The 18,758-nt window shown below is 72.6% G+C and carries 20 protein-coding genes; 12 read left to right on the forward strand and 8 right to left on the reverse strand.

The window, feature by feature from the left end; genetic code table 11:
- The first annotated feature begins 75 nt into the window (after nucleotides 1-75).
- Together dapE and ACGF3A_RS04210 are read left to right on the forward strand one after the other, a co-directional pair.
- Nucleotides 76-1,155 carry a succinyl-diaminopimelate desuccinylase gene (dapE, locus tag ACGF3A_RS04205; protein WP_393725570.1) on the forward strand — a complete coding sequence of 360 codons (1,080 nt, stop codon included), beginning with the start codon at nucleotides 76-78 and terminating at the stop codon, nucleotides 1,153-1,155.
- Between the two features lie 101 nt (nucleotides 1,156-1,256).
- A complete protein-coding gene (locus ACGF3A_RS04210) occupies nucleotides 1,257-2,066 on the forward strand; it encodes a TIGR00730 family Rossman fold protein (protein WP_393725572.1) in 810 nt (269 codons plus the stop codon).
- Nucleotides 2,067-2,211: 145 nt separating this feature from the next.
- On the opposite strand, the gene folP is transcribed toward ACGF3A_RS04210, so the two are convergent.
- Complete coding sequence (gene folP / locus ACGF3A_RS04215) at nucleotides 2,212-3,081, reverse strand: dihydropteroate synthase (RefSeq protein WP_393725574.1); 870 nt, start codon at nucleotides 3,079-3,081, stop codon at nucleotides 2,212-2,214.
- A 103-nt stretch (nucleotides 3,082-3,184) separates the two neighbouring features.
- Between folP and ACGF3A_RS04220 the strand changes: the two genes are divergently transcribed.
- Together ACGF3A_RS04220 and ACGF3A_RS04225 are read left to right on the forward strand one after the other, a co-directional pair.
- The gene (locus tag ACGF3A_RS04220) at nucleotides 3,185-3,640 is read left to right on the forward strand and encodes a DivIVA domain-containing protein (RefSeq protein ID WP_393725576.1); all 456 of its coding nucleotides are present in this window, start codon (nucleotides 3,185-3,187) and stop codon (nucleotides 3,638-3,640) included.
- Complete coding sequence (locus tag ACGF3A_RS04225) at nucleotides 3,637-4,284, forward strand: DNA-3-methyladenine glycosylase I (protein WP_393725578.1); 648 nt, start codon at nucleotides 3,637-3,639, stop codon at nucleotides 4,282-4,284. Before ACGF3A_RS04220 ends, ACGF3A_RS04225 begins: the two co-directional genes overlap by 4 nt.
- Here ACGF3A_RS04225 and ACGF3A_RS04230 read toward each other — a convergent pair.
- Nucleotides 4,271-5,059 carry an enoyl-CoA hydratase/isomerase family protein gene (locus tag ACGF3A_RS04230; RefSeq protein ID WP_393725580.1) on the reverse strand — a complete coding sequence of 263 codons (789 nt, stop codon included), beginning with the start codon at nucleotides 5,057-5,059 and terminating at the stop codon, nucleotides 4,271-4,273. The two genes, ACGF3A_RS04225 and ACGF3A_RS04230, sit on opposite strands and share 14 nt — an antisense overlap.
- 322 nt (nucleotides 5,060-5,381) lie before the next feature.
- On the opposite strand from ACGF3A_RS04230, the gene ACGF3A_RS04235 reads away from it, so the two are divergent.
- Nucleotides 5,382-5,549, forward strand: coding sequence for a DUF3117 domain-containing protein (locus ACGF3A_RS04235; protein WP_016469583.1), 168 nt, complete (start codon nucleotides 5,382-5,384; stop codon nucleotides 5,547-5,549).
- Between the two features lie 81 nt (nucleotides 5,550-5,630).
- On the opposite strand, the gene ACGF3A_RS04240 is transcribed toward ACGF3A_RS04235, so the two are convergent.
- A complete protein-coding gene (locus ACGF3A_RS04240; RefSeq protein WP_393725583.1) occupies nucleotides 5,631-6,317 on the reverse strand; it encodes an O-methyltransferase in 687 nt (228 codons plus the stop codon).
- Nucleotides 6,318-6,470: 153 nt separating this feature from the next.
- Here ACGF3A_RS04240 and sigE point away from each other — a divergent pair, with 153 nt between their 5' ends.
- The 5 genes from sigE to ACGF3A_RS04265 all read left to right on the forward strand — a co-directional run bounded on the left by sigE (nucleotide 6,471) and on the right by ACGF3A_RS04265 (nucleotide 11,783).
- Nucleotides 6,471-7,244 carry an RNA polymerase sigma factor SigE gene (sigE, locus tag ACGF3A_RS04245; protein WP_393725585.1) on the forward strand — a complete coding sequence of 258 codons (774 nt, stop codon included), beginning with the start codon at nucleotides 6,471-6,473 and terminating at the stop codon, nucleotides 7,242-7,244.
- On the forward strand, nucleotides 7,241-8,455 hold the full coding sequence (locus tag ACGF3A_RS04250; RefSeq protein WP_393725587.1) for an anti-sigma factor family protein: 1,215 nt from the start codon (nucleotides 7,241-7,243) through the stop codon (nucleotides 8,453-8,455). The genes sigE and ACGF3A_RS04250 overlap by 4 nt, the downstream gene beginning before the upstream one ends.
- An 85-nt stretch (nucleotides 8,456-8,540) precedes the next feature.
- Nucleotides 8,541-10,259: a S1C family serine protease gene (locus tag ACGF3A_RS04255; RefSeq protein WP_393725589.1), complete on the forward strand. Its 1,719-nt coding sequence runs from the start codon at nucleotides 8,541-8,543 to the stop codon at nucleotides 10,257-10,259.
- Between the two features lie 124 nt (nucleotides 10,260-10,383).
- A complete protein-coding gene (locus ACGF3A_RS04260) occupies nucleotides 10,384-10,923 on the forward strand; it encodes a sec-independent translocase (RefSeq protein WP_393725591.1) in 540 nt (179 codons plus the stop codon).
- 206 nt (nucleotides 10,924-11,129) lie between these two features.
- Entirely contained in the window at nucleotides 11,130-11,783 is a 654-nt protein-coding gene (locus tag ACGF3A_RS04265; RefSeq protein WP_393725593.1) for a hypothetical protein, read from the forward strand.
- A gap of 79 nt (nucleotides 11,784-11,862) precedes the next feature.
- On the opposite strand, the gene ACGF3A_RS04270 is transcribed toward ACGF3A_RS04265, so the two are convergent.
- From ACGF3A_RS04270 to ACGF3A_RS04280, 3 genes are read right to left on the reverse strand one after another with little or no spacing between them, the layout of a single operon-like run.
- Entirely contained in the window at nucleotides 11,863-13,020 is a 1,158-nt protein-coding gene (locus ACGF3A_RS04270) for an Mrp/NBP35 family ATP-binding protein (protein WP_393725595.1), read from the reverse strand.
- A gap of 45 nt (nucleotides 13,021-13,065) precedes the next feature.
- Nucleotides 13,066-13,566 carry a DUF1003 domain-containing protein gene (locus tag ACGF3A_RS04275; protein ID WP_393725597.1) on the reverse strand — a complete coding sequence of 167 codons (501 nt, stop codon included), beginning with the start codon at nucleotides 13,564-13,566 and terminating at the stop codon, nucleotides 13,066-13,068.
- 11 nt (nucleotides 13,567-13,577) lie between these two features.
- Nucleotides 13,578-14,843, reverse strand: a complete 1,266-nt coding sequence (locus ACGF3A_RS04280; protein WP_393725599.1) for a magnesium transporter MgtE N-terminal domain-containing protein — start codon at nucleotides 14,841-14,843, stop codon at nucleotides 13,578-13,580.
- Nucleotides 14,844-15,057: 214 nt separating this feature from the next.
- Here ACGF3A_RS04280 and ACGF3A_RS04285 point away from each other — a divergent pair, with 214 nt between their 5' ends.
- The gene (locus ACGF3A_RS04285) at nucleotides 15,058-15,822 is read left to right on the forward strand and encodes a hypothetical protein (RefSeq protein ID WP_393725600.1); all 765 of its coding nucleotides are present in this window, start codon (nucleotides 15,058-15,060) and stop codon (nucleotides 15,820-15,822) included.
- A gap of 106 nt (nucleotides 15,823-15,928) precedes the next feature.
- On the opposite strand, the gene ACGF3A_RS04290 is transcribed toward ACGF3A_RS04285, so the two are convergent.
- A complete protein-coding gene (locus ACGF3A_RS04290; RefSeq protein WP_393725602.1) occupies nucleotides 15,929-16,489 on the reverse strand; it encodes a hypothetical protein in 561 nt (186 codons plus the stop codon).
- 9 nt (nucleotides 16,490-16,498) lie between these two features.
- Nucleotides 16,499-17,620, reverse strand: a complete 1,122-nt coding sequence (locus tag ACGF3A_RS04295) for a magnesium and cobalt transport protein CorA (RefSeq protein WP_393725604.1) — start codon at nucleotides 17,618-17,620, stop codon at nucleotides 16,499-16,501.
- A gap of 484 nt (nucleotides 17,621-18,104) precedes the next feature.
- Between ACGF3A_RS04295 and ACGF3A_RS04300 the strand changes: the two genes are divergently transcribed.
- On the forward strand, nucleotides 18,105-18,701 hold the full coding sequence (locus tag ACGF3A_RS04300) for a suppressor of fused domain protein (protein ID WP_393725605.1): 597 nt from the start codon (nucleotides 18,105-18,107) through the stop codon (nucleotides 18,699-18,701).
- Nucleotides 18,702-18,758 lie beyond the last annotated feature (57 nt).

Raw genomic sequence — 18,758 nt, forward strand, 5'->3', positions numbered from 1 at the left:
GCCGCTGCGCGGGGGTGCCCCTTCCCGGGCCCGGGGGCCGGGCCGGGGCACGGGGGCTGCCCGTAGGGTGACTCCATGCCCCACAGCGCACTCGACCTGCGACAGGACCCCGCGCGGCTGACCGCGCGACTCATCGACTTCCCGTCCGAGAGCGGCGACGAGAAGGCACTCGCGGACGCCGTCGAGGCGGCCCTGCGCGAGCTGCCCCACCTCCGCGTCGACCGGCACGGCAACAACGTCGTGGCGCGTACGGAACTGGGCCGCGCGGAGCGCGTGATCCTCGCCGGTCACATCGACACCGTGCCCATCGCCGACAACGTGCCCTCCCGCCTCGACGACGAGGGCGTGCTGTGGGGCTGCGGCGCGAGCGACATGAAGTCCGGCGTCGCCCTCCAGCTCCACGTCGCCGCCACGGTCCCGGAGCCCAACCGCGACCTGACGTTCGTCTTCTACGACAACGAGGAGGTCGCCGCCCATCTCAACGGCCTCGGCCATGTCGCCGAAGCCCACCCCGACTGGCTGGCGGGCGACTTCGCCGTCCTGCTGGAGCCCTCGTACGCGCAGGTGGAGGGCGGCTGCCAGGGCACCCTCCGGGTGCTGCTGCGGACGGAGGGCGTCCGCTCGCACTCGGCGCGCGGCTGGATGGGGGAGAACGCGATCCACGCGGCGGGCCCGGTCCTGGCCCGGCTGGCCGCGTACGAGCCGCGCAGGCCGGTGATCGACGGGCTGGAGTACCACGAGGGGCTGAACGCGGTCCGTGTCGAGGGCGGCGTCGCGGGCAACGTCATCCCGGACGTCTGCACCGTCACGGTCAACCACCGCTTCGCGCCCGACCGGAGCGAGGAGGAGGCGCTCGCGCACGTCCGCGAGGTCTTCGAGGGCTGCGGCGTCGCGGAGTTCGTCCTGGACGACTCCTCGCCGGGCGCGCTCCCGGGGCTCTCGCACCCGGCGGCGCGCGCCTTCATCGAGGCGGTCGGCGGCGAGCCGCGGCCGAAGTACGGATGGACGGACGTCTCGCGCTTCAGCGCCCTGGGCGTGCCCGCCGTGAACTACGGCCCGGGTGACCCGAACCTCGCGCACAAGCGGGATGAAAGGGTGGAAACGCCCCTCATCACCGCGTGTGCGGAGCGCCTCAGGTCCTGGCTGACAGCCTGAGGACCCGCTGAGAACCCCGCTCCTTTGTCCGGTTTTTCGTCGGAGTCCATCTCCGCCTGCGTACCCTGAAGCGGAAAGATCGCAGGCGGAGGGAGCGCTACATGACCAGCGCGGACAGCCCGGACGGCGCGGGCAACCAGGAGAACGCGGACGGGCGGGAGCAGCGGGCGGACAAGGAGCCCGGAGGGCCCAAGGAGCAGCGCCTGGGGCCGGTGGTGCGCCGCCGTACGCAGGTCCAGCCCGGCACCACCGACCAGCGGCTGCTCGACACCGCGGGTCCCTCCGACTTCATCCACCAGGACCCGTGGCGCGTGATGCGCATCCAGTCCGAGTTCGTGGAGGGCTTCGGCGCCCTCGCCGAGCTCGGCCCGGCGGTCAGCGTCTTCGGCTCGGCCCGTACGCCCGTGGACGCGCCGGAGTACGAGCAGGGCGTCCGCATCGGGCGTGCCCTCGCGGAGGCCGGGTTCGCGGTGATCACCGGCGGCGGCCCCGGCGCCATGGAGGCGGCGAACAAGGGCGCGCTGGAGGCGGGCGGCACCTCGGTCGGCCTCGGCATCGAGCTGCCCTTCGAGCAGGGCATGAACAAGTACGTCGACATCGGCGTGAACTTCCGCTACTTCTTCGTGCGGAAGACGATGTTCGTGAAGTACGCCAGCGGCTTCGTGGTGCTGCCGGGCGGGCTCGGCACGCTGGACGAGCTGTTCGAGGCCCTGACCCTCACCCAGACGAAGAAGGTCACGCGCTTCCCGATCGTGCTGTGCGGCACGGAGTACTGGAAGGGCCTGATCGACTGGGTCCGCGACTCGGTGGTCGCCACGGGCAAGGCGTCGCCCCGCGACATGGACCTCCTCCACGTCACGGACGACATGGACGAGGCGATCGACCTGGTGACGAAGGAAGTCGGCGTCTAGCGGCTGAAGCGCCCCGAAGGGGCCGCTTCAGGGGCGCGGGGAACTGCGCGCCGAGCCACGGCGGCAGCCGCGGACCGGGGACACGGGCAGGGGCACCCCCTGCCCGTCCCCGAGAAGGGGGCAGCGGAAATCCGCCGGACCAGGATCAGGCCAGCCCACGCCGGGCAACAGCGGGAGGGCGGTACCCGGAGATCGAGGAGACCATCTCCAGCACCTGACGGGTCTCCGCCACCTCGTGCACCCGGTAGACCTGGGCGCCGAGCCAGGCCGAGACCGCCGTCGTGGCCAGGGTGCCGATGAGCCGCTCCTTCACCGGCTTGTCGAGCGTCTCGCCGACGAAGTCCTTGTTCGACAGGGAGACCAGCACGGGCCACCCCGTCTCCGTCATGCGGCCCAGCTCGCGCGTGGCCTCCAGGGAGTGCCGCGTGGACTTCCCGAAGTCGTGCCCGGGGTCGATCATGATGCCGTCGCGGCGTACGCCCAGGGACGCGGCCCGTTCCGCCAGCCCGGTGGTGACGCGGAGGATGTCGGCGACGACCCCGCCCTCGTCCTCGTACGCCACCCGGTGCGGGCGCGTACGCGGCTCGGCCCCGCCCGCGTGCGTGCACACGAGCCCGGCGCCATGGCGCGCGGCGACCTCGGCCAGCCGGGGGTCCACGCCGCCCCACGCGTCGTTCAGCAGATCGGCGCCCGCCTCGCACACGGCCTCTCCGACCTCGTGCCGCCAGGTGTCCACGCTGATCACGACGTCCGGCCAGCGCTGCCGCACCTCGGCGACGAATCCGACCGTGCGGCGGGCCTCCTCCTCGGCGGTGACCTCGTCGCCGGGACCGGCCTTGACGCCGCCGATGTCGATGATCGCGGCGCCCTCCGACACGGCCTGCTCCACCCGGTCGAGCGCGGGCTCGTCCCGGAAGGTGGCGCCGCGGTCGTAGAAGGAGTCGGGCGTCCGGTTCACGATCGCCATGATCACCGGCTCGTCGTCGCCGAACTCACGCGTGCCCAGGCGCAGCATCAGCCATCCTCTCGGTCTCTGTCCCCGCCGCCGACCATAACTGTCGGTGGGGCATGGCACGATCGGGGTTCATTGACATCCGGAAGCGCTTCGGGAGTTCTCGGTGTACTGGTTCCTGCTGATCACGCTCGTCGTGGTCGTCGCCGCGGTCACGCTCGCCGTCGTGGGGAGCGGTGACGGACAGGGCAGTGCCGCTGCGGGCGGGCTGGCGGACGCCCCGCCCGATCTGCTGGACGAGCCGTTGCCGCCCGACCGCCCCGTGGGCCACGCGGACGTGGTGGGGCTCCGTCTCCCGGTGGCCCCGCGGGGTTACCGGATGGATCAGGTGGACGACGTGCTGGACAGACTCGGCGCCGAGCTGGCCGAGCGGGACGCCCGTATCGCCGAGCTGGAGACCGCCCTCGCGGGGGCGCAGGCCGTCGCCATGGGGCGTGGTGAGGGGCCCGACGAGGGGACGGAGCCGCGCGACAGCGTCCCCGGGACGGCCGAGGCACCCGGGCGCCCCGCGGGGCCGCTGGACGGCCCGGAGGCGCCCGGCCAGGGAGGAGCGGAGCGATGAGCACGGAGACGGTGACGGGGACGGAGCCGGAGAAGGAGCCGGAGAAGGCTGCTCAGGGCGGCCCGGTGGCGGGCCCCGACGGGCGCCCGCGCTGCCCCTGGGGCACCACGGCGGAGGATTACGCGGAGTATCACGACACCGAGTGGGGCCACCCGGTCCACGGGGACGACGCGCTCTACGAGCGGCTGTGCCTGGAGGCGTTCCAGTCGGGCCTGTCCTGGCTGACGATCCTCCGCAAGCGCGAGGGCTTCCGCAGCGCCTTCGCCGGGTTCCGCATCGCCGAGGTCGCCACCTTCACGGAGGAGGACGAGCGCCGGCTGCTCGCCGACCCCGCCATCGTCCGTAACCGCGCCAAGATCACTGCCGCGCTCGCCAACGCGCGGGTGGCCGCCGAGTGGAGCCCGGGCGAGCTGGACCGGCTGATCTGGTCGTTCGCGCCGGACCACAGCGCCCGTCCCGCGCCCCGCACCCTCGGCGACGTCCCGGCCCTCACCCCGGAATCCACGGCGCTGTCCAAGGAGTTGAAGAAGCGCGGCTTCCGCTTCGTCGGCCCCACGACGGCGTACGCGCTGATGCAGGCGTGCGGTCTCGTCAACGATCACTTGGCGGAGTGCTGGGCCAGGGAAACCGTCACCGCCCGGTGAAGCGCGGCTGCTCCTTCTTCACGAACGCCTCGACGGCGGCCTTGTGGTCCTCCGAGGCCCCGGCCCGCAGCTGGAGTTCGGACTCCTTCTCCAGGGTCTCCGCGAGCGAGTGCGAGGCACCGTAGGCGAGGGACTCCTTGAGCGCGGCGTAGGCGAGGGTCGGTCCGTCCGCGAGGCGGCGGGCCGTCTCGGCCGCCGCCTCCGCGAGTTCGTCCGCCGGGACGACGCGGCCGGCGAGGCCCAGCTCCAGCGCCTCCGGCGCCTTCACGCTGCGCGGGAAGAGGAGCAGGTCGGCCGCGCGGCCGGGGCCGACGAGCCGGGGCAGCGTCCAGGAGACGCCCGAGTCGGCGGTCAGCGCCACCCCCGCGAAGGAGGTGTTGAACGCCGCGGTGTCCGCCATGATCCGGTGGTCGGCGGCGAAGGCGAACCCGGCGCCCGCGCCCGCCGCGACCCCGTTCACGGCCGCGACCACCGGCTTGGGCATGGTGGCGAGGGCGAGGGTGATGGGGTTGTAGTGCTCCTCGACCGTGTTCAGCGCGCTGCCGCCGTGCTTCTGGAGCGACTCCGTGTGCTCCTTGAGGTCCTGGCCCACGCAGAAGGCACGGCCGCTGCCGGTGAGCAGCACGGCGCGGATCCCGTCGTCGTCCGCGGCCTGCCGCAGGGTGTCGCGGAGCGCGTCCTTGGTCGCGTTGTTCAGCGCGTTCATCGCCTCGGGCCGGTTGAGCGTGATCGTCGCCAGGCCGTCGGTCACTTCGTAGAGCACGGTGTCGGACATGGGGCCAGCATGGCGTAGATCACCGGCGCCGGACAGAGGCCGTCGGCCGCCCGGCGGGTCCTTCGGGTGTGAGCTGCGTCAAACCCGGAGCGGTCCGTACGGCGTGTGAAGCGGGGCAGTATCGCAGTCTCATCGCCACATTGGGGGGTTTTGTGTGCGGCCAGGGCAGAAGAGATGCGGACTGATGTTGGTCATTGGGTCGTGCCATGCGGGATAATGGCCGGGAAGCAATGTGTTCGATGCCGGTGACACCTTGCCCTCTTTCGGGCGTGGAACCGTTGCGGACGGACGGATGGATGGACGGCCAGGAAGGGGAACGAGCATGGCGGCTATGAAGCCGCGGACGGGCGATGGTCCGCTCGAGGTGACCAAAGAGGGGCGGGGCATCGTCATGCGCGTTCCGCTCGAAGGCGGAGGGCGACTCGTCGTCGAGCTGACCCCGGACGAGGCGACGGCTCTCGGCGAAGAGCTGAAGAAGGTCTGCGGCTGAGCCCGTCTCGTATCCGCCCCGGAGCGTTCGTTCGCTCCGGGGCGGCTCTGTATTCACCGGTTTCCCCGTCGCTTTCCCGGCTCACTCTCCGCGTTTGACCGCGCACAGCAGGCCGTCGCCGACCGGCAGCAGCGAGGGGACCAGCGCGGTGCTCTCACGCACCGTGCGCAGCAGTTCACGGAGGCGGAGGACCTCGGCGGGCTGCGCCGCGGAGTCGATCGTGCGCCCGTCCGCGAACACCCCCGCGAAGCAGATGAGTCCGCCGGGGCGCAACAGCCGCAACGATTCGCCGAGATAGTCCAGGCACTCCGTGCGATCCCCGTCACAGAAGACCAGGTCGTATCCGCCGTCGGCGAGACGGGGAAGTACGTCCAGTGCGCGACCGGGGATGAATCTCGCCCTGTTTCCCGCGAATCCGGCGGCGCGGAATGCCTCTCGCGCGAACTGCTGCCGTTCCGGCTCGATATCGACCGTCGTCAGCACGCCGTCCGCGCGCATGCCGTGCAGCAGGTGAATGCCGGAGACCCCGGTGCCGGTGCCGATCTCCGCGACGGACTTGGCCTCCGCCGTCGCCGCCAGCATCCGCAGCGCCGCGCCCGTGCCCGGGGACACCGAACGGAGCCCTGCCTCCCGGGCCCGTTCGCTGGCCCAGCGCAGCGCTTCGCTCTCGGCGGTCTCGACCAGCTCGGCGCCGTACGCGTCGGCGAACGCCCAGCTCGTCTGCCGGTTGCCGGTAATGGCCTTCTCCTGTCCCCGTCCTCCACGCAATCGTGACTGTATCCGTTGGTCGGGGAACCTGCTGATGGGACCGGACGTTGAGGAGCACAGAGAAGAACGGAAGCTGGCAAGCAGAGCAGAGCCCGGCAGCCTTCGCAAAAGGCGGGCAAAAATGCTTATCCGGAGCTAACGGGAGATGTGGCTATGGTAGGGGCTCCACTGGACACCACCAGAGCCGACAGGGGAGGTGCGGCTGCCGCTCGTGACCGGGGATTGCTCAGGCGATTCGTCAGGCCGGCGGGCCAGCCGAAATCCGTGACCAACAATGCTGACCAGTCCCGCACCGCCGACTCCGCGACCACGGCGACTTTCGACACCGATGCGGACATGCAGGCGTGGACCCCTCCGTCATGGGAGGAGATCGTCAGCACGCACAGCACACGGGTCTACCGCCTCGCTTACCGTCTGACCGGAAACCAGCACGATGCCGAGGACCTCACCCAGGAGGTCTTCGTCCGTGTCTTCCGCTCCCTCTCGACGTACACGCCGGGCACCTTCGAGGGCTGGCTGCACCGCATCACCACGAACCTGTTCCTGGACACGGTGCGGCGCAAGCAGCGCATCCGCTTCGACGCCCTCGCGGACGACGCGGCCGAGCGCCTGCCCAGCCGCGAGCCCACCCCGCAGCAGCACTTCAACGACACGCATTTCGACGCCGACGTGCAGCAGGCCCTGGACACCCTCGCGCCCGAGTTCCGCGCCGCCGTCGTGCTCTGCGACATCGAGGGGCTGTCGTACGAGGAGATCGCCGCCACCCTCGGGGTCAAGCTCGGCACCGTCCGCAGCCGCATCCACCGCGGCCGCTCGCACCTGCGCAAGGCCCTCCAGCACCGTTCCCCCGCGGCGCGGGCCGAGCAGCAGCGCGCGCTGAGCGCGGTGGTGCCTGCCGCCCGTTCCGGGGAGGTGGGGGTTGAGTGACGCCCGCAGAGCACCATCTTGGCGACCGGCTCGCCGCCCTCGTGGACGGAGAGCTGGGTCATGACGCACGGGAGCGGGTGCTCTCGCACCTGGCGACCTGTTGGAGCTGCAAGGCGGAGGCCGACGCCCAGCGCCGGCTGAAGAACGTCTTCGCGGACACCGCCCCGCCCCCGCCCTCGGACGGCCTGCTCGCGCGCCTCCAGGGGCTGCCCGCGGGCGGCGACGCCATGCGCCCGGGACCCGGCGGACCCCTCGGCCCAGGGGGCCCCGGCGGTCCCGGTGCCTTCGCCGATGACGACGACATCGACCGGGACGCGCCCCGCGGCCCCGGCGCGGAGGTGAGCCCGGACGCGGATGAACGAACGGGGCTGCCGACGGTCCGTACGGGCGGCCGGTCGCCCTGGGCGTTCGACCACCTGCCCGTCGGCCGGACCGGCGCGCGCAGCCCCCTCACCCCGCACCGCGGCTTCCGGATACACGAGGTCCACCGAGTGGACCGTGCCGAGCGCGCCGCCTCGCGCGGGCGGCGCTTCGCCTTCGCCGCCGCGGGGGCGTTCTCCCTGGCCGCCCTCGCCATCGGCGGGGCGCTGACCTCCGGTGCCGCCGGAGGCTCGCCGGTTGCCTCCGGCGACGGTTCCGGCACCTCGGCCGGACCCGTGCGCTCGGCGTCCTCGGGCTCCGGCGCCACGGCCAGGGACAGCCGGGACAACAGGGACAACAGGCGCCGCGCGGGCGGCGAGCACCGGCTGCGCGCGGGCGTGCTGAGCGCCAGCGCCGCCGCCTCCCTCTCCGCCTCGACGTTCGCGGCCGGGAGCGGCGGCTCCGGTTCGAAGGCCGGGGACAGGACAGCGGCGGGTCCGCCCGCGCCCTCCTCGCAGACCCCGCTCTTCTCCCTCGCGGGCTCCTCCGGCTCCCTGCTGCGCTCCGGCGCCCCGGGCCCCGGCGCGACCTCGCCCGCCACGGGCGCGAGCGGCTGGCCGTCGCAGATCAGTTCGGCGCCCTCGCTCTCGGCCTACTCCGCGTTCAGCTCCCTGACGCCCCGGCTGCAGCGCCCCGTGCCCGCGCCGAGGCCGGAGACTGCGTCCGGCGCGTCCGGCGCCGGGTCGGGGACGACGGCCGACGCCGTGCCGCTCGGCGCCATCCCGGGCCGCACCCCGATGGCGACGGCGCCCGCGGCCCCCGCCGTCACGGCCGCCCCGCCGGGCCGCTGACGCCTCGCGCCGCTGTGCGGGGCTCCCCGTACCTGGTTGAATCGCCTACCGGCAAGCCGGTCGCGCGGTGAACAGTGGGGAGAGCATGGACGAGGGGAAGGCCGCCAGGCCCAGGCCGCAGTGGTGGAGCCGCCCGCGCGGGGGGCCCGCCCCAGAGGCGGCGCCCGCTCCGGCGGAGTCCTCGACGGAGCCCTCCACGGAGCCGCGGGACGAACCGCGGGACGAGGTCCCGGAGACGGCTCAGGGGCCCGCGTCCGGGCGTACGGGGACGGGACGGGTCCCCGAGCCCGGGACCGTACCCTCGGGCCCGCCCAAGCCCCTGCACGGCGAGGACCCCTACGCGACACCCCCGTACGGGGGACCCGGTCCCTGGGCGCCCGCCCCGCCCGTGCAGCTCCCGTCGGCGACGCCGCCGCACGGCGTCCAGGCGTACTCGCCCGCGACCACCCCGCCGTACGGGGTTCCCACGGTGCCCCGCCAGACCCCGCACCCCGAACCGGGCCCGCCCCCGGTCCCGGCGGGCCCCGCGCACGGCCCGGCGCCGGGCCCCGTGGCGCCCGTACCCGCCCCGGTGCCCGCCGCCGCGCCTGCCCCCGTGCCCGTCACCGCCACCGTCCCCGCGCCCGTGCCCGTCCCTCCGGGGCGGCGGCGGGGGCGCGGCGGGGTCGTCGTCGGCGCCCTCGCGCTGGCGCTGGTCGCGGGCGGCACGGGCGGCCTGATCGGGGCGTACGTCGAGCGGAACGGCAATGTCAGCGACGTCGAGCTGCCGCAGGCCCCCGAGGAGCGCAGGGGCGGCAAGAACGACCGCGCGCCCGGCACCATCGCGGGCATCGCGCGGCAGGCGCTGCCGGGCGTGGTCACCCTGCACGCGCGCGGGGGAGGCCAGGGGAAGCAGGACGGAGAGCAGGGACAGGAGCAGGAGCAGGGCACCGGCACCGGCTTCGTGCTCGACCGGCGCGGCCACATCCTCACGAACGAACACGTGGTCGGCTCGGCGCGCTCCGGCGACTCCGTCCAGGTCAAGTTCCACGGCGGCCAGACCGCGCGCGGCGAGGTCGTCGGCAAGGACAGCGGTTACGACCTGGCAGTCGTGAAGGTCTCGGGCATCTCCGGCCTCAAGCCGCTCCCGCTGGGCAACTCGGGCTCCGTCCGGGTGGGCGACCCCGTGGTCGCGATCGGCTCCCCGTTCGACCTGGACGGCACCGTGACCACCGGCATCATCAGCGCCACCCGCCGCCCCATCACCGCGGGCGGCGAGGAGAGCGGCAGCGAGACGAGCTACGTCGACGCGCTCCAGACCGACGCCCCGATCAACCCGGGCAACTCCGGCGGCCCGCTCGTGGACACCAAGGGCCGCGTCGTCGGGATCACCAGCGCGCTGAAACCGGCGGACGGCGGCTCCCGGCTGCCCGGGAACACCAGCGGCGGCAGCATCGGCCTCGGCTTCGCCATCCCGGTCAACCAGGCCCGCCGGGTCGCCGAGGAGCTGATCAACGACGGGCGGGCGACCCACCCCGTGATCGGAATCACGGTCGACATGGAGTACGAGGGCGACGGCGCCCGCATCGGGGCCCAGGACAGCGGCGAGAAGGCCGTCACGCCCGACGGCCCCGCCGACAAGGCCGGACTCAAGGAGGGCGACGTCGTCACCGCGGCGGACGGCACGGCGGTGCACGGCGGCGAGGAGCTGATCGTGCGCATCCGCAGCCACCGCCCCGGCGACAAGCTCGCGCTCACGGTGCGGCGCGACGGCGACACGCGCGAGGTGAAGGTGACCCTGGGCTCCGGGAGCGGCGGGGAGTGAGGGGACCGGAAGAGGAACGGGAGGGGACCGAGAGAGAGGCAGGGCGGGCTCCCGCGCCGGGGGCGAGTGCGGGTACCGTGACATCTGGCCGTACCGGCTGTGGACGTACTGAGGGAGCTGCACGGTGTTCTTCGACATAGGACCCCTGGAACTGCTGGCGCTCATCGTCCTCGCCGTGCTCGTCTTCGGGCCGGACAAGCTGCCCAAGGTGATCCAGGACGTCACGTCGTTCATCCGCAAGGTGCGCCAGTTCTCGGACAACGCGAAGGAAGACATCCGGTCCGAACTGGGCCCCGAGTTCAAGGACTTCGAGTTCGAGGACCTGAACCCCAAGAACTTCGCGCGCAAGCACCTGATGGAGAACGACGACCTGGGCATCAAGGAGATCCAGAACGGGTTCGACCTGCGCAAGGATCTCGCCGAGGTCACCGACTCGGTGAACGGCAAGGAGAGCGCCAACGGCAGCGCCAATGGCAGCGCCAACGGGAGTGCCAACGGCAGCGCGGGCAGTGCGAACGGCGGCCGGATGAGCCTCAGCAAGGACGGCGACAGCTCCTCGTCGGCGTCCTCGTCCTCCGACACGCCCCCCGCCCAGCGCGACGCGCGCGGCGGCGACGCGCTGCGCAAGACCGACCCGCCGCCCTTCGACGCCGACGCCACCTGACAGGACCGTCCGACCCGTGCGGGCGGAGCCCAGGAGTGGGACATCTGAGTCCTTAGAGGCCCATCTCGCCCCTCGTCCCGCCGTCCGGTCCCCCGGGCATGCCCGACACGGCGGACCCATGTGGCTATCCTCCCTGTGTCCGGGGTCGCCATCCGAACGGGGAACTGGCAGCCCATGGCACAGGCCAATGAGGAGGCGTCGCACAGATGGAGACGACGAGTCGGGTAGCCGGTGAATCCGGGCCCGCCACGCCGGGCGTACCCGGCGCGCGGCGGGCGGTGGACGGCTTTCTGATGGCCGCCTTTCCGTGGTACGGCCTCGATGCGGCCTTCACGGGGCCGCGCTGGCTGATGCAGGTGGGCACCGCCGCCGACGGCACGGTCGAGCACGGCTCGACCGGTCACGGTGTGGAGCCCTCGCTCCGGGGCGAGACCGGCCCCGACGGCCAGAGCTTCGCGGTCGTGGTGACCGTGGCCAGCCGCCCGGTGCGGCGGAGCGCGGACGGCACAGGTGTGCTGGAGGCGACCTCGGTCTCGACGGCCGCGTGGCTGGCGGGTTCGGGGCTGCTCTCGTGCAGTTGGCCCCTGGAGATGGAGCTGGCCCTGCGCCAGGACTGGCTGGACCAGCAGACGAGCGTGGCCTGGGAGCTCGCCGACGACCTGGGCGGTTCCGGCTGGAACACGCTCTCGCTGCCGGTCGACGGCGTGCCGACCGACTTCCACTACCGCGAGTCCGAGTACGGCTGGGTGCTCGCGGGGTCGGCACAGGAGGGCGTGCACGTCGGCGCGTACGGGCGCGGGATGAGCGCGTACGGACTGGGTTTCGCGGTCGTGAAGGACATCACCGAGTACGACAACTGACGTACCGGTACCGGTACCGGTAAGGGGCGCTCACCATGGGTGGGCGCCCCTTACACATGCGTACGGTCCGCGCGTACGGTCAGAACTTGTTGCTCGGGGTCAGCCCCAGCGACATGCCCGACAGGCCGCGCTGGCGGCCGCTCAGCTTGCCCGCGATAGTGCGCAGCGCGGAGCCCGCGGGGGAGTCGGGGTCGCTCAGCACGACGGGCTTGCCCTCGTCGCCGCCCTCGCGCATCCGGATGTCGATCGGGATGCCGCCCAGGACGGGCACCTCGGCGCCGGTCGTCCGGGTCAGACCCTCGGCGACGTTCTTGCCGCCGCCGGTGCCGAAGACGTCGATCATCTCGTCGCAGTGCGGGCAGGGCATCCCGGACATGTTCTCGATGACACCGACGATCTTCTGGTGCGTCTGCACGGCGATCGAGCCCGCCCGCTCGGCCACCTCGGCGGCGGCCTGCTGCGGCGTGGTGACGACGAGGATCTCGGCGTTCGGGATGAGCTGGGCGACCGAGATGGCGATGTCGCCGGTGCCGGGCGGCAGGTCGAGCAGGAGGACGTCGAGGTCGCCCCAGTAGACGTCCGCCAGGAACTGCTGGAGGGCGCGGTGCAGCATGGGGCCGCGCCAGACCACCGGCGCGTTGCCGGGCGTGAACATCCCGATCGAGATCACCTTCACGCCGTACGCCGACGGCGGCATGATCATGTCCTCGACCTGCGTCGGGCGGCCCTCGGCGCCCAGCATGCGCGGCACGGAGTGGCCGTAGATGTCCGCGTCCACGACGCCGACCTTCAGCCCGTCCGCCGCCAGCGCCGCCGCCAGGTTCACGGTCACGGAGGACTTGCCGACGCCGCCCTTGCCGGAGGCCACGCAGTAGACGCGGGTCAGCGAGCCGGGCTGGGCGAAGGGGACCTCGCGCTCGGCCTGGCCGCCGCGGAGCGAGGACGCCAGCTCGCGGCGCTGCTCGTCGCTCATCACGTCCAGCTCGACGCTGACGCGCGTGACGCCGGGGACGCGCTGGACGGCCTCGCTCACGTTCGACGTGATGGTGTCGCGCATCGGACAGCCGGAGACCGTGAGATAGACCCCGACGTCGACGGCCCCGTCGGGCGCGATGCCGATGGATTTGACCATCCCCAGGTCGGTGATCGGCCGGTGGATCTCCGGGTCGTTCACCGTCGCGAGCGCGGCGCGGACCGCGTCTTCGGTGGGGGTGGGGTCGTGGGTCTCGGTAGCCATGACTGAATGGTAAGTCCGACCCCCAGCAGGGCCGTAGCGCCGGGGTCAGCGGTCTACGTCACGCTCCGCGTTCCGCTCCAGCTCCTTCACCATCTCCTGGAGCTCGGAGCGGATCCAGTCCCGGGTGGCGACCTCGCCGAGGCCCATCCGCAGCGAGGCGATCTCCCGGGTGAGGAACTCGGTGTCCGCGATGCTGCGCTCGTTGCGCGTACGGTCCTGCTCCAGGTTGACGCGGTCCCGGTCGTCCTGGCGGTTCTGCGCGAGGAGGATCAGCGGCGCCGCGTAGGACGCCTGGAGGGAGAGCGCCAGGGTGAGGAAGATGAACGGGTAGGGGTCGAACTTCAGCGGGGCCGGGGCCAGCACGTTCCAGGCGATCCACGCGATGATGACGACGGTCATCCAGACGAGGAACCGCCCCGTCCCCAGGAAGCGGGCGATCCGCTCCGAGATCCGTCCGAACGCGTCCGGGTCGTAGTCGGGCAGCAGGCTGCGCCGCGGCGTGCGCGGTACGTCCAGCCTCGTGTGCCGCTTCTCCCGCTCAGCCATGGTTCTCCCGCTCAGCCATGGCCGGCGCTCCGGGCCTCGCGCCAGTCGTCGGGGAGCAGGTGGTCGAGGACGTCGTCGACGGTGACCGCGCCGAGCAGATGTCCGCCCTCGTCGACGACGGGCACCGAGACGATGTTGTAGGCCGCCAGGTAGCTGGAGAGCGGGCGGAGCGGGGTGTCGGGCGGCAGCGGCAGCAGATCGGTGTCGATGATCGAGCTGACGAGCGTGAAGGGCGGCTCGCGCAGCAGCCGCTGGAAGTGGATCAGCCCCAGGTACTTGCCGGTCGGCGTCTCGTCGGGCGGGCGGCAGACGTAGACCTGGGCGGCGAGCGGCGCGGGCAGGTCCTCGTTGCGGACCCGGGCCAGCGCCTCGGCCACGCTCGCGTCGGGCCGTAGCACGATCGGCTCGGTGGTCATCAGGCCGCCCGCCGTGCCCTCCTCGTACGAGAGCAGCCGCCGCACCGGAGCGGCCTCGGTGGGCTCCATCAGGTCCAGCAGCCGCTCCTTCTCGCCCTCCGGCAGCTCGGAGAGCAGGTCGGCGGCGTCGTCGGGGTCCATCGCCTCCAGGACGTCGGCGGCGCGCTCGTCCTGGAGCTTGCCGATGATCTCGACCTGGTCGTCGTCGGGCAGCTCCTCCAGCACGTCCGCGAGCCGGTCGTCGTCCAGCGCGGCGGCGACCTCGGAGCGGCGCTTCTCCGAGAGGTGGTGCAGCACGTTGGCGAGGTCGGCGGGGCGGGACTGCTCGAAGGCGGCCAGCAGGTTCGCGGCGCCCTGCTGCGGCTCCTCCAGCGCGAAGCCGGTGACCGCCTCCCACTCGACGGTGAGCGTCTCGCCGCCCCGGCGGCGCAGCGCCCCGCCCCTGGCCCAGCCCTTGCGGACGAACAGGCGGTCGATCTCCCAGTCACGGCGGGCCGGGAGCTGCTGCATGCCGACGTCGAGGACGGTCACCTGTTCGTCCGTCTCGACGAGCGTCACCCGGCGGTCCAGCAGCTCGCCGAGGACGAGGTGCTCGTTGGGGCGCTGCTCGAAGCGCCGCATGTTGACCACGCCGGTCGTGATGACCTGGCCGGACTCGACTCCGGTCACCCGGGTCATGGGGAGGAAGACGCGGCGCCTGGTGACGACCTCGACGACGAGCCCCAGGACGGCGGGCAGCCGCCGCCGTACGCCCAGCAGCGCGACGAGGTCACGGACCCGGCCGACCTGGTCGCCGTTCGGGTCGAAGACGGCGACGCCGGACAGGTGCGAGACGAAGACCCGGGGAGCGCCTGCGGCCATGTGCTGCCCGCCTCCTCGTCTCTCGTCCCTCGTGCCCCGTTCCCCGTTCCGGTGAATCGGGGCTGTTTGCCTCTTTTCCGAGGTATGCCGGATTCAGGCTAGCGTGACCGGCGCTGCCCGGCCGCCGTGAGGTGGTCCGGACGGCTGCCTTCCGACAGCGGGCGGGTGCCCGGGTAGGGTGCGGCCCAGCCGCCGACCTCAGGAGGATGCCGCCGTGACAGGACGCGCTCGCGCACCGCGGAGTGCAGCGCTGATCGGGGTCGCCTGCGCGGGGCTGACCGTGCTCACCGCCTGCGGCGGAGGCGGGGGCGGCGAGGACCCCGACAAGGGCACCAACGGCGTGGGCAAGCTGTCCCCGGCGAAGATCGAGATGAAGGCCCGCAAGGCGGCGCAGCGCGCCGAGGCGGTGCGCGTCACCGGCAACGTGGTCAGCAAGGGTGACACCTACCGGCTGAGCATGAAGCTCAAGCGGGACGGCGGCATGGGCGAGGTCTCGGCGAAGGGCGGCTCCACCTTCCAGCTCCTGCGCGTCCGCAAGGACCTCTACCTCAAGGCGGGCGCCGACTTCTGGGCCAAGCAGAAGAAGGGCGGCGGCACGCCCTCGAAGAGCGACGTCGCGGCGGCGGGCAAGCTGGAGGACAAGTACGTCAAGGTCCCGCACGGCGACCCCGCCTACCGCCAGTTGAGCGGCTTCACCGACATGAGGGTGCTGCTCGACGGGCTGCTCGCGATGGACGGCAAGCGCGCGACGGGCGAACGGGGCGCGGTCTCGGGCGTGAAGACGGTCCGGGTGCAGGCGGGCAAGGGCCGCGGCGGCATGATGGACGTCTCCCTCAAGGGCTCCCCGTACCCGCTCAGGCTCCAGCGCGGCGGCGACGCGGGCACGGTCCGCCTCAGCGGCTGGAACAGCGAATTCGCCCTGGAGGCCCCGTCCAAGGACCAGGTCGTGGACTACGGCAGGAGCATCTCGGCGCACTGAGGGGAAGCGCCCCGCAGGGGCGCGAGGAACTGCGCGCCCGACCACCCCGCGCCCGCGGTCCGCGAAGCACACACAGGGGCAGCCCGTTCCCGGTGCCCGACAGGGCTCAGCGGCGCTTCTTGCGGCGGAACAGCAGCCGGGGGAGGCCCGCCGGAATGGGCTGTCGCGTGGTGGCCGCCGTCTCCAGCGGCGGCGCCGCGTGCGAGACGTCCGGCATGGCCCCGGGGGACTCCCGTAGCTCGCCCGTCGGCTCCAGGCGCAGCACCCGGCACTCGCGGGCCCAGCGCTCGGTGATCGTGTCGGCGTCCGGCGCGTTCAGCCGCTTGCCCTTCAGCTCGGGCACGGTGGCCTCCCACGCCTCGCCGCCCGGCGTCAGCTCGACGACGCGCGCGGGCCAGGCGACCAGCCGGCCGCCCTTGTCCTTGCTGCGCACGGTGACGGTCGCGGTGCCGCCGTCGGTCAGCCCCATGCCGCCGAGCGGCTGCTCGCCCGCGGCGGCGCCCGTACTCCCGTCGGTGCCGACGAGGCAGACCGCGCCCTCGTGCCAGACGTGCCAGAGGGCGCGCGCCGGTCCCTCAGGGCCGCGCACCCAGACGAGGCCCGACTTCTTGGCGGCCTCCTCGATCAGGGCACGGTCCAGCGGCAGGGTCTGCGGCGTCTCCGTCATGGCGGCAGGCTACAGCCAGCCGTTGCGCTTGAAACCGCGGTGGATCGCATAACAAATCCCCGCGATGACCATGAGAACCGTCGGGTAGCCGTACTTCCAGTCGGTCTCGGGCATGTAGTCGAAGTTCATGCCGTAGATGCCCGCGATCATCGTCGGCACCGCGAAGATCGCCGCCCATGCGGTGATCTTGCGCATGTCCTCGTTCTGCGCGACGGTCGCCTGCGCGAGGTTGGCCTGGAGGATCGAGTTGAGCAGGTCGTCGAAGGAGAGCACCTGCTCGTTGACGCGCGTGAGGTGGTCGGCGACGTCGCGGAAGTACTTCTGGATGTCCGGGTCGATCAGCCGTACGGGCCGCTCGCTGAGCATCTGCATCGGCCGCAGCAGCGGCGAGACGGCGCGCTTGAACTCCAGCACCTCGCGCTTGAGCTGGTAGATCCGCCCGGCGTCCCCGCCCCGGCGGCCGCTGCCCGTGCGCTCGGAGAAGACGTCGATCTCGACCTCGTCGATGTCGTCCTGGACGGCGTCGGCGACCGCGAGGTACCCGTCCACGGTCTGGTCGGCGATGGCGTGCAGCACGGCCGAGGGGCCCTTGGCCAGCAGCTCGGGGTCGTCCTCCAGCCGGTGGCGCAGCGCCCGCAGCGAGCCCTGGCCGCCGTGCCGGACGGTGATGATGTAGTCCCTGCCGGTGAAGCACATGACCTCGCCGGTCTCCACCACCTCGCTGCTGGCGGTGAGTTCGGCGTGCTCCACGTAGTGGATGGTCTTGAAGACGGTGAACAGGCTCTCGTCGTAGCGCTCCAGCTTCGGCCGCTGGTGCGCGTGGACCGCGTCCTCGACGGCGAGCGGGTGCAGCCCGTACTCCTGCGCGATTCCGGAGAACTCCTCCTCCGTCGGCTCGTGCAGGCCGATCCAGACGAAGTCGGAGTGGGCCTGGCCGTCGGCGGAACGCACCCGGCGCAGCGCGTCGGCGGGGCTCAAGTGGTCGGTGACGCGCCGCCCTTCGCGGTAGACGGCGCAGTCCACCACGGCGCTGCAGGACACGTGGCCCACACCGCTCGACGCGTACGGGGAACGGGTGTCCTTGCGGAGCGCGGGACGTACCGCCGCGCGCAGTTCTCGGATCATCGACATGTGGGGCTCCTTCGCGGTGCCGTGCATGTCGCCGGTCCGGACCGGGGGCGCAGCGCTGCCCGGAACGGGGGCCTACGACCGGCGCTGGGCGCGTCCAGCCGGAGGTCCGCAAAGCGGGCACCACGCGCGATGTGGCCGCGGCGACGACATTCGCTGTCGGACGGAATCAAGCGAACTCGGACGCCCTTCCGTCGTGCGAACCCTCGGACGGAAAAAGCTCACTGAGGAGGTTTCACCGTGCGGCCACTGGGGAGGAAGGGCCTCAGGGGAGCGGGGACGCAGCCTGGTCGGAAGAGCGGTTGGTACTGCACGGTCGACTAGGATCCATGTCAGTCCCACCTCCTCCGGCCGGTCCCCCGTGGGGGACGACGTCTGCATGCCTTGACCGGCGGTCAACGGTAGCACTCGCAGAACCGTTCACTCGCCGCTTTCCTCCAACGCGGCTGCGTCTTTGCCGCGTTCTTACGCGATCTATGCTCGCGGGATGGCTGACGTTCTGACTCTCGTCGAGGCCCGGCTGCGCTCTGCGCTGGGCGAACCCGACGCGCGGGCCGCGGTGACCTTCCTCGGCACCGACCGGATCGAGGTTCTCCGCTTCCTTGACGCCCCGTCCGGAATCGTGCGGTATGCGACGCTCGGGATGTCGGCCGCCCCGATGGCGGAGCCGACGGCGGCCCTGGCCGACCCGGACCGCGGCCCCCGCGCCGAACTGGTGCTCTCCGTACGCGCGGGCGCCGGCGCCGACACCGACCAGGTCCTCCGCCCTCTCGCCGTCCTCGCCGCCTCGCCGCAGGTCGAGGGCGTCGTCGTGGCGCCCGGCAACTCCCTCGACGTCGGCGAACCGCTCTGGCCCGGCGCCCCCTTCACCTCGGTGCTGGCCGCCGAGCCGGGCGGACTGGTCGAGGACCTGGAGCTGGATCCCCCGAAGGAGCCGGTCCGCTTCCTCCCCCTGCTGCCCATGACGCCGAACGAGGCGGCCTGGAAGCGGGTCCACGGTGCCGAGGCCCTCCAGGAGCGCTGGCTCCGCCACGGCACGGACCTGCGGTCGCCGGGCCGGGAGGGCGTACCGCTCTCTGACTAGGCCCCCTCTTTCAGGGGCTGAGCAGGGGCTGCCCCGGCCCGTGCGCCGCAGGCCGCG

The sequence above is a fragment of the Streptomyces sp. NPDC048172 genome, from assembly GCF_043202595.1.
GTDB lineage: Bacteria > Actinomycetota > Actinomycetes > Streptomycetales > Streptomycetaceae > Streptomyces.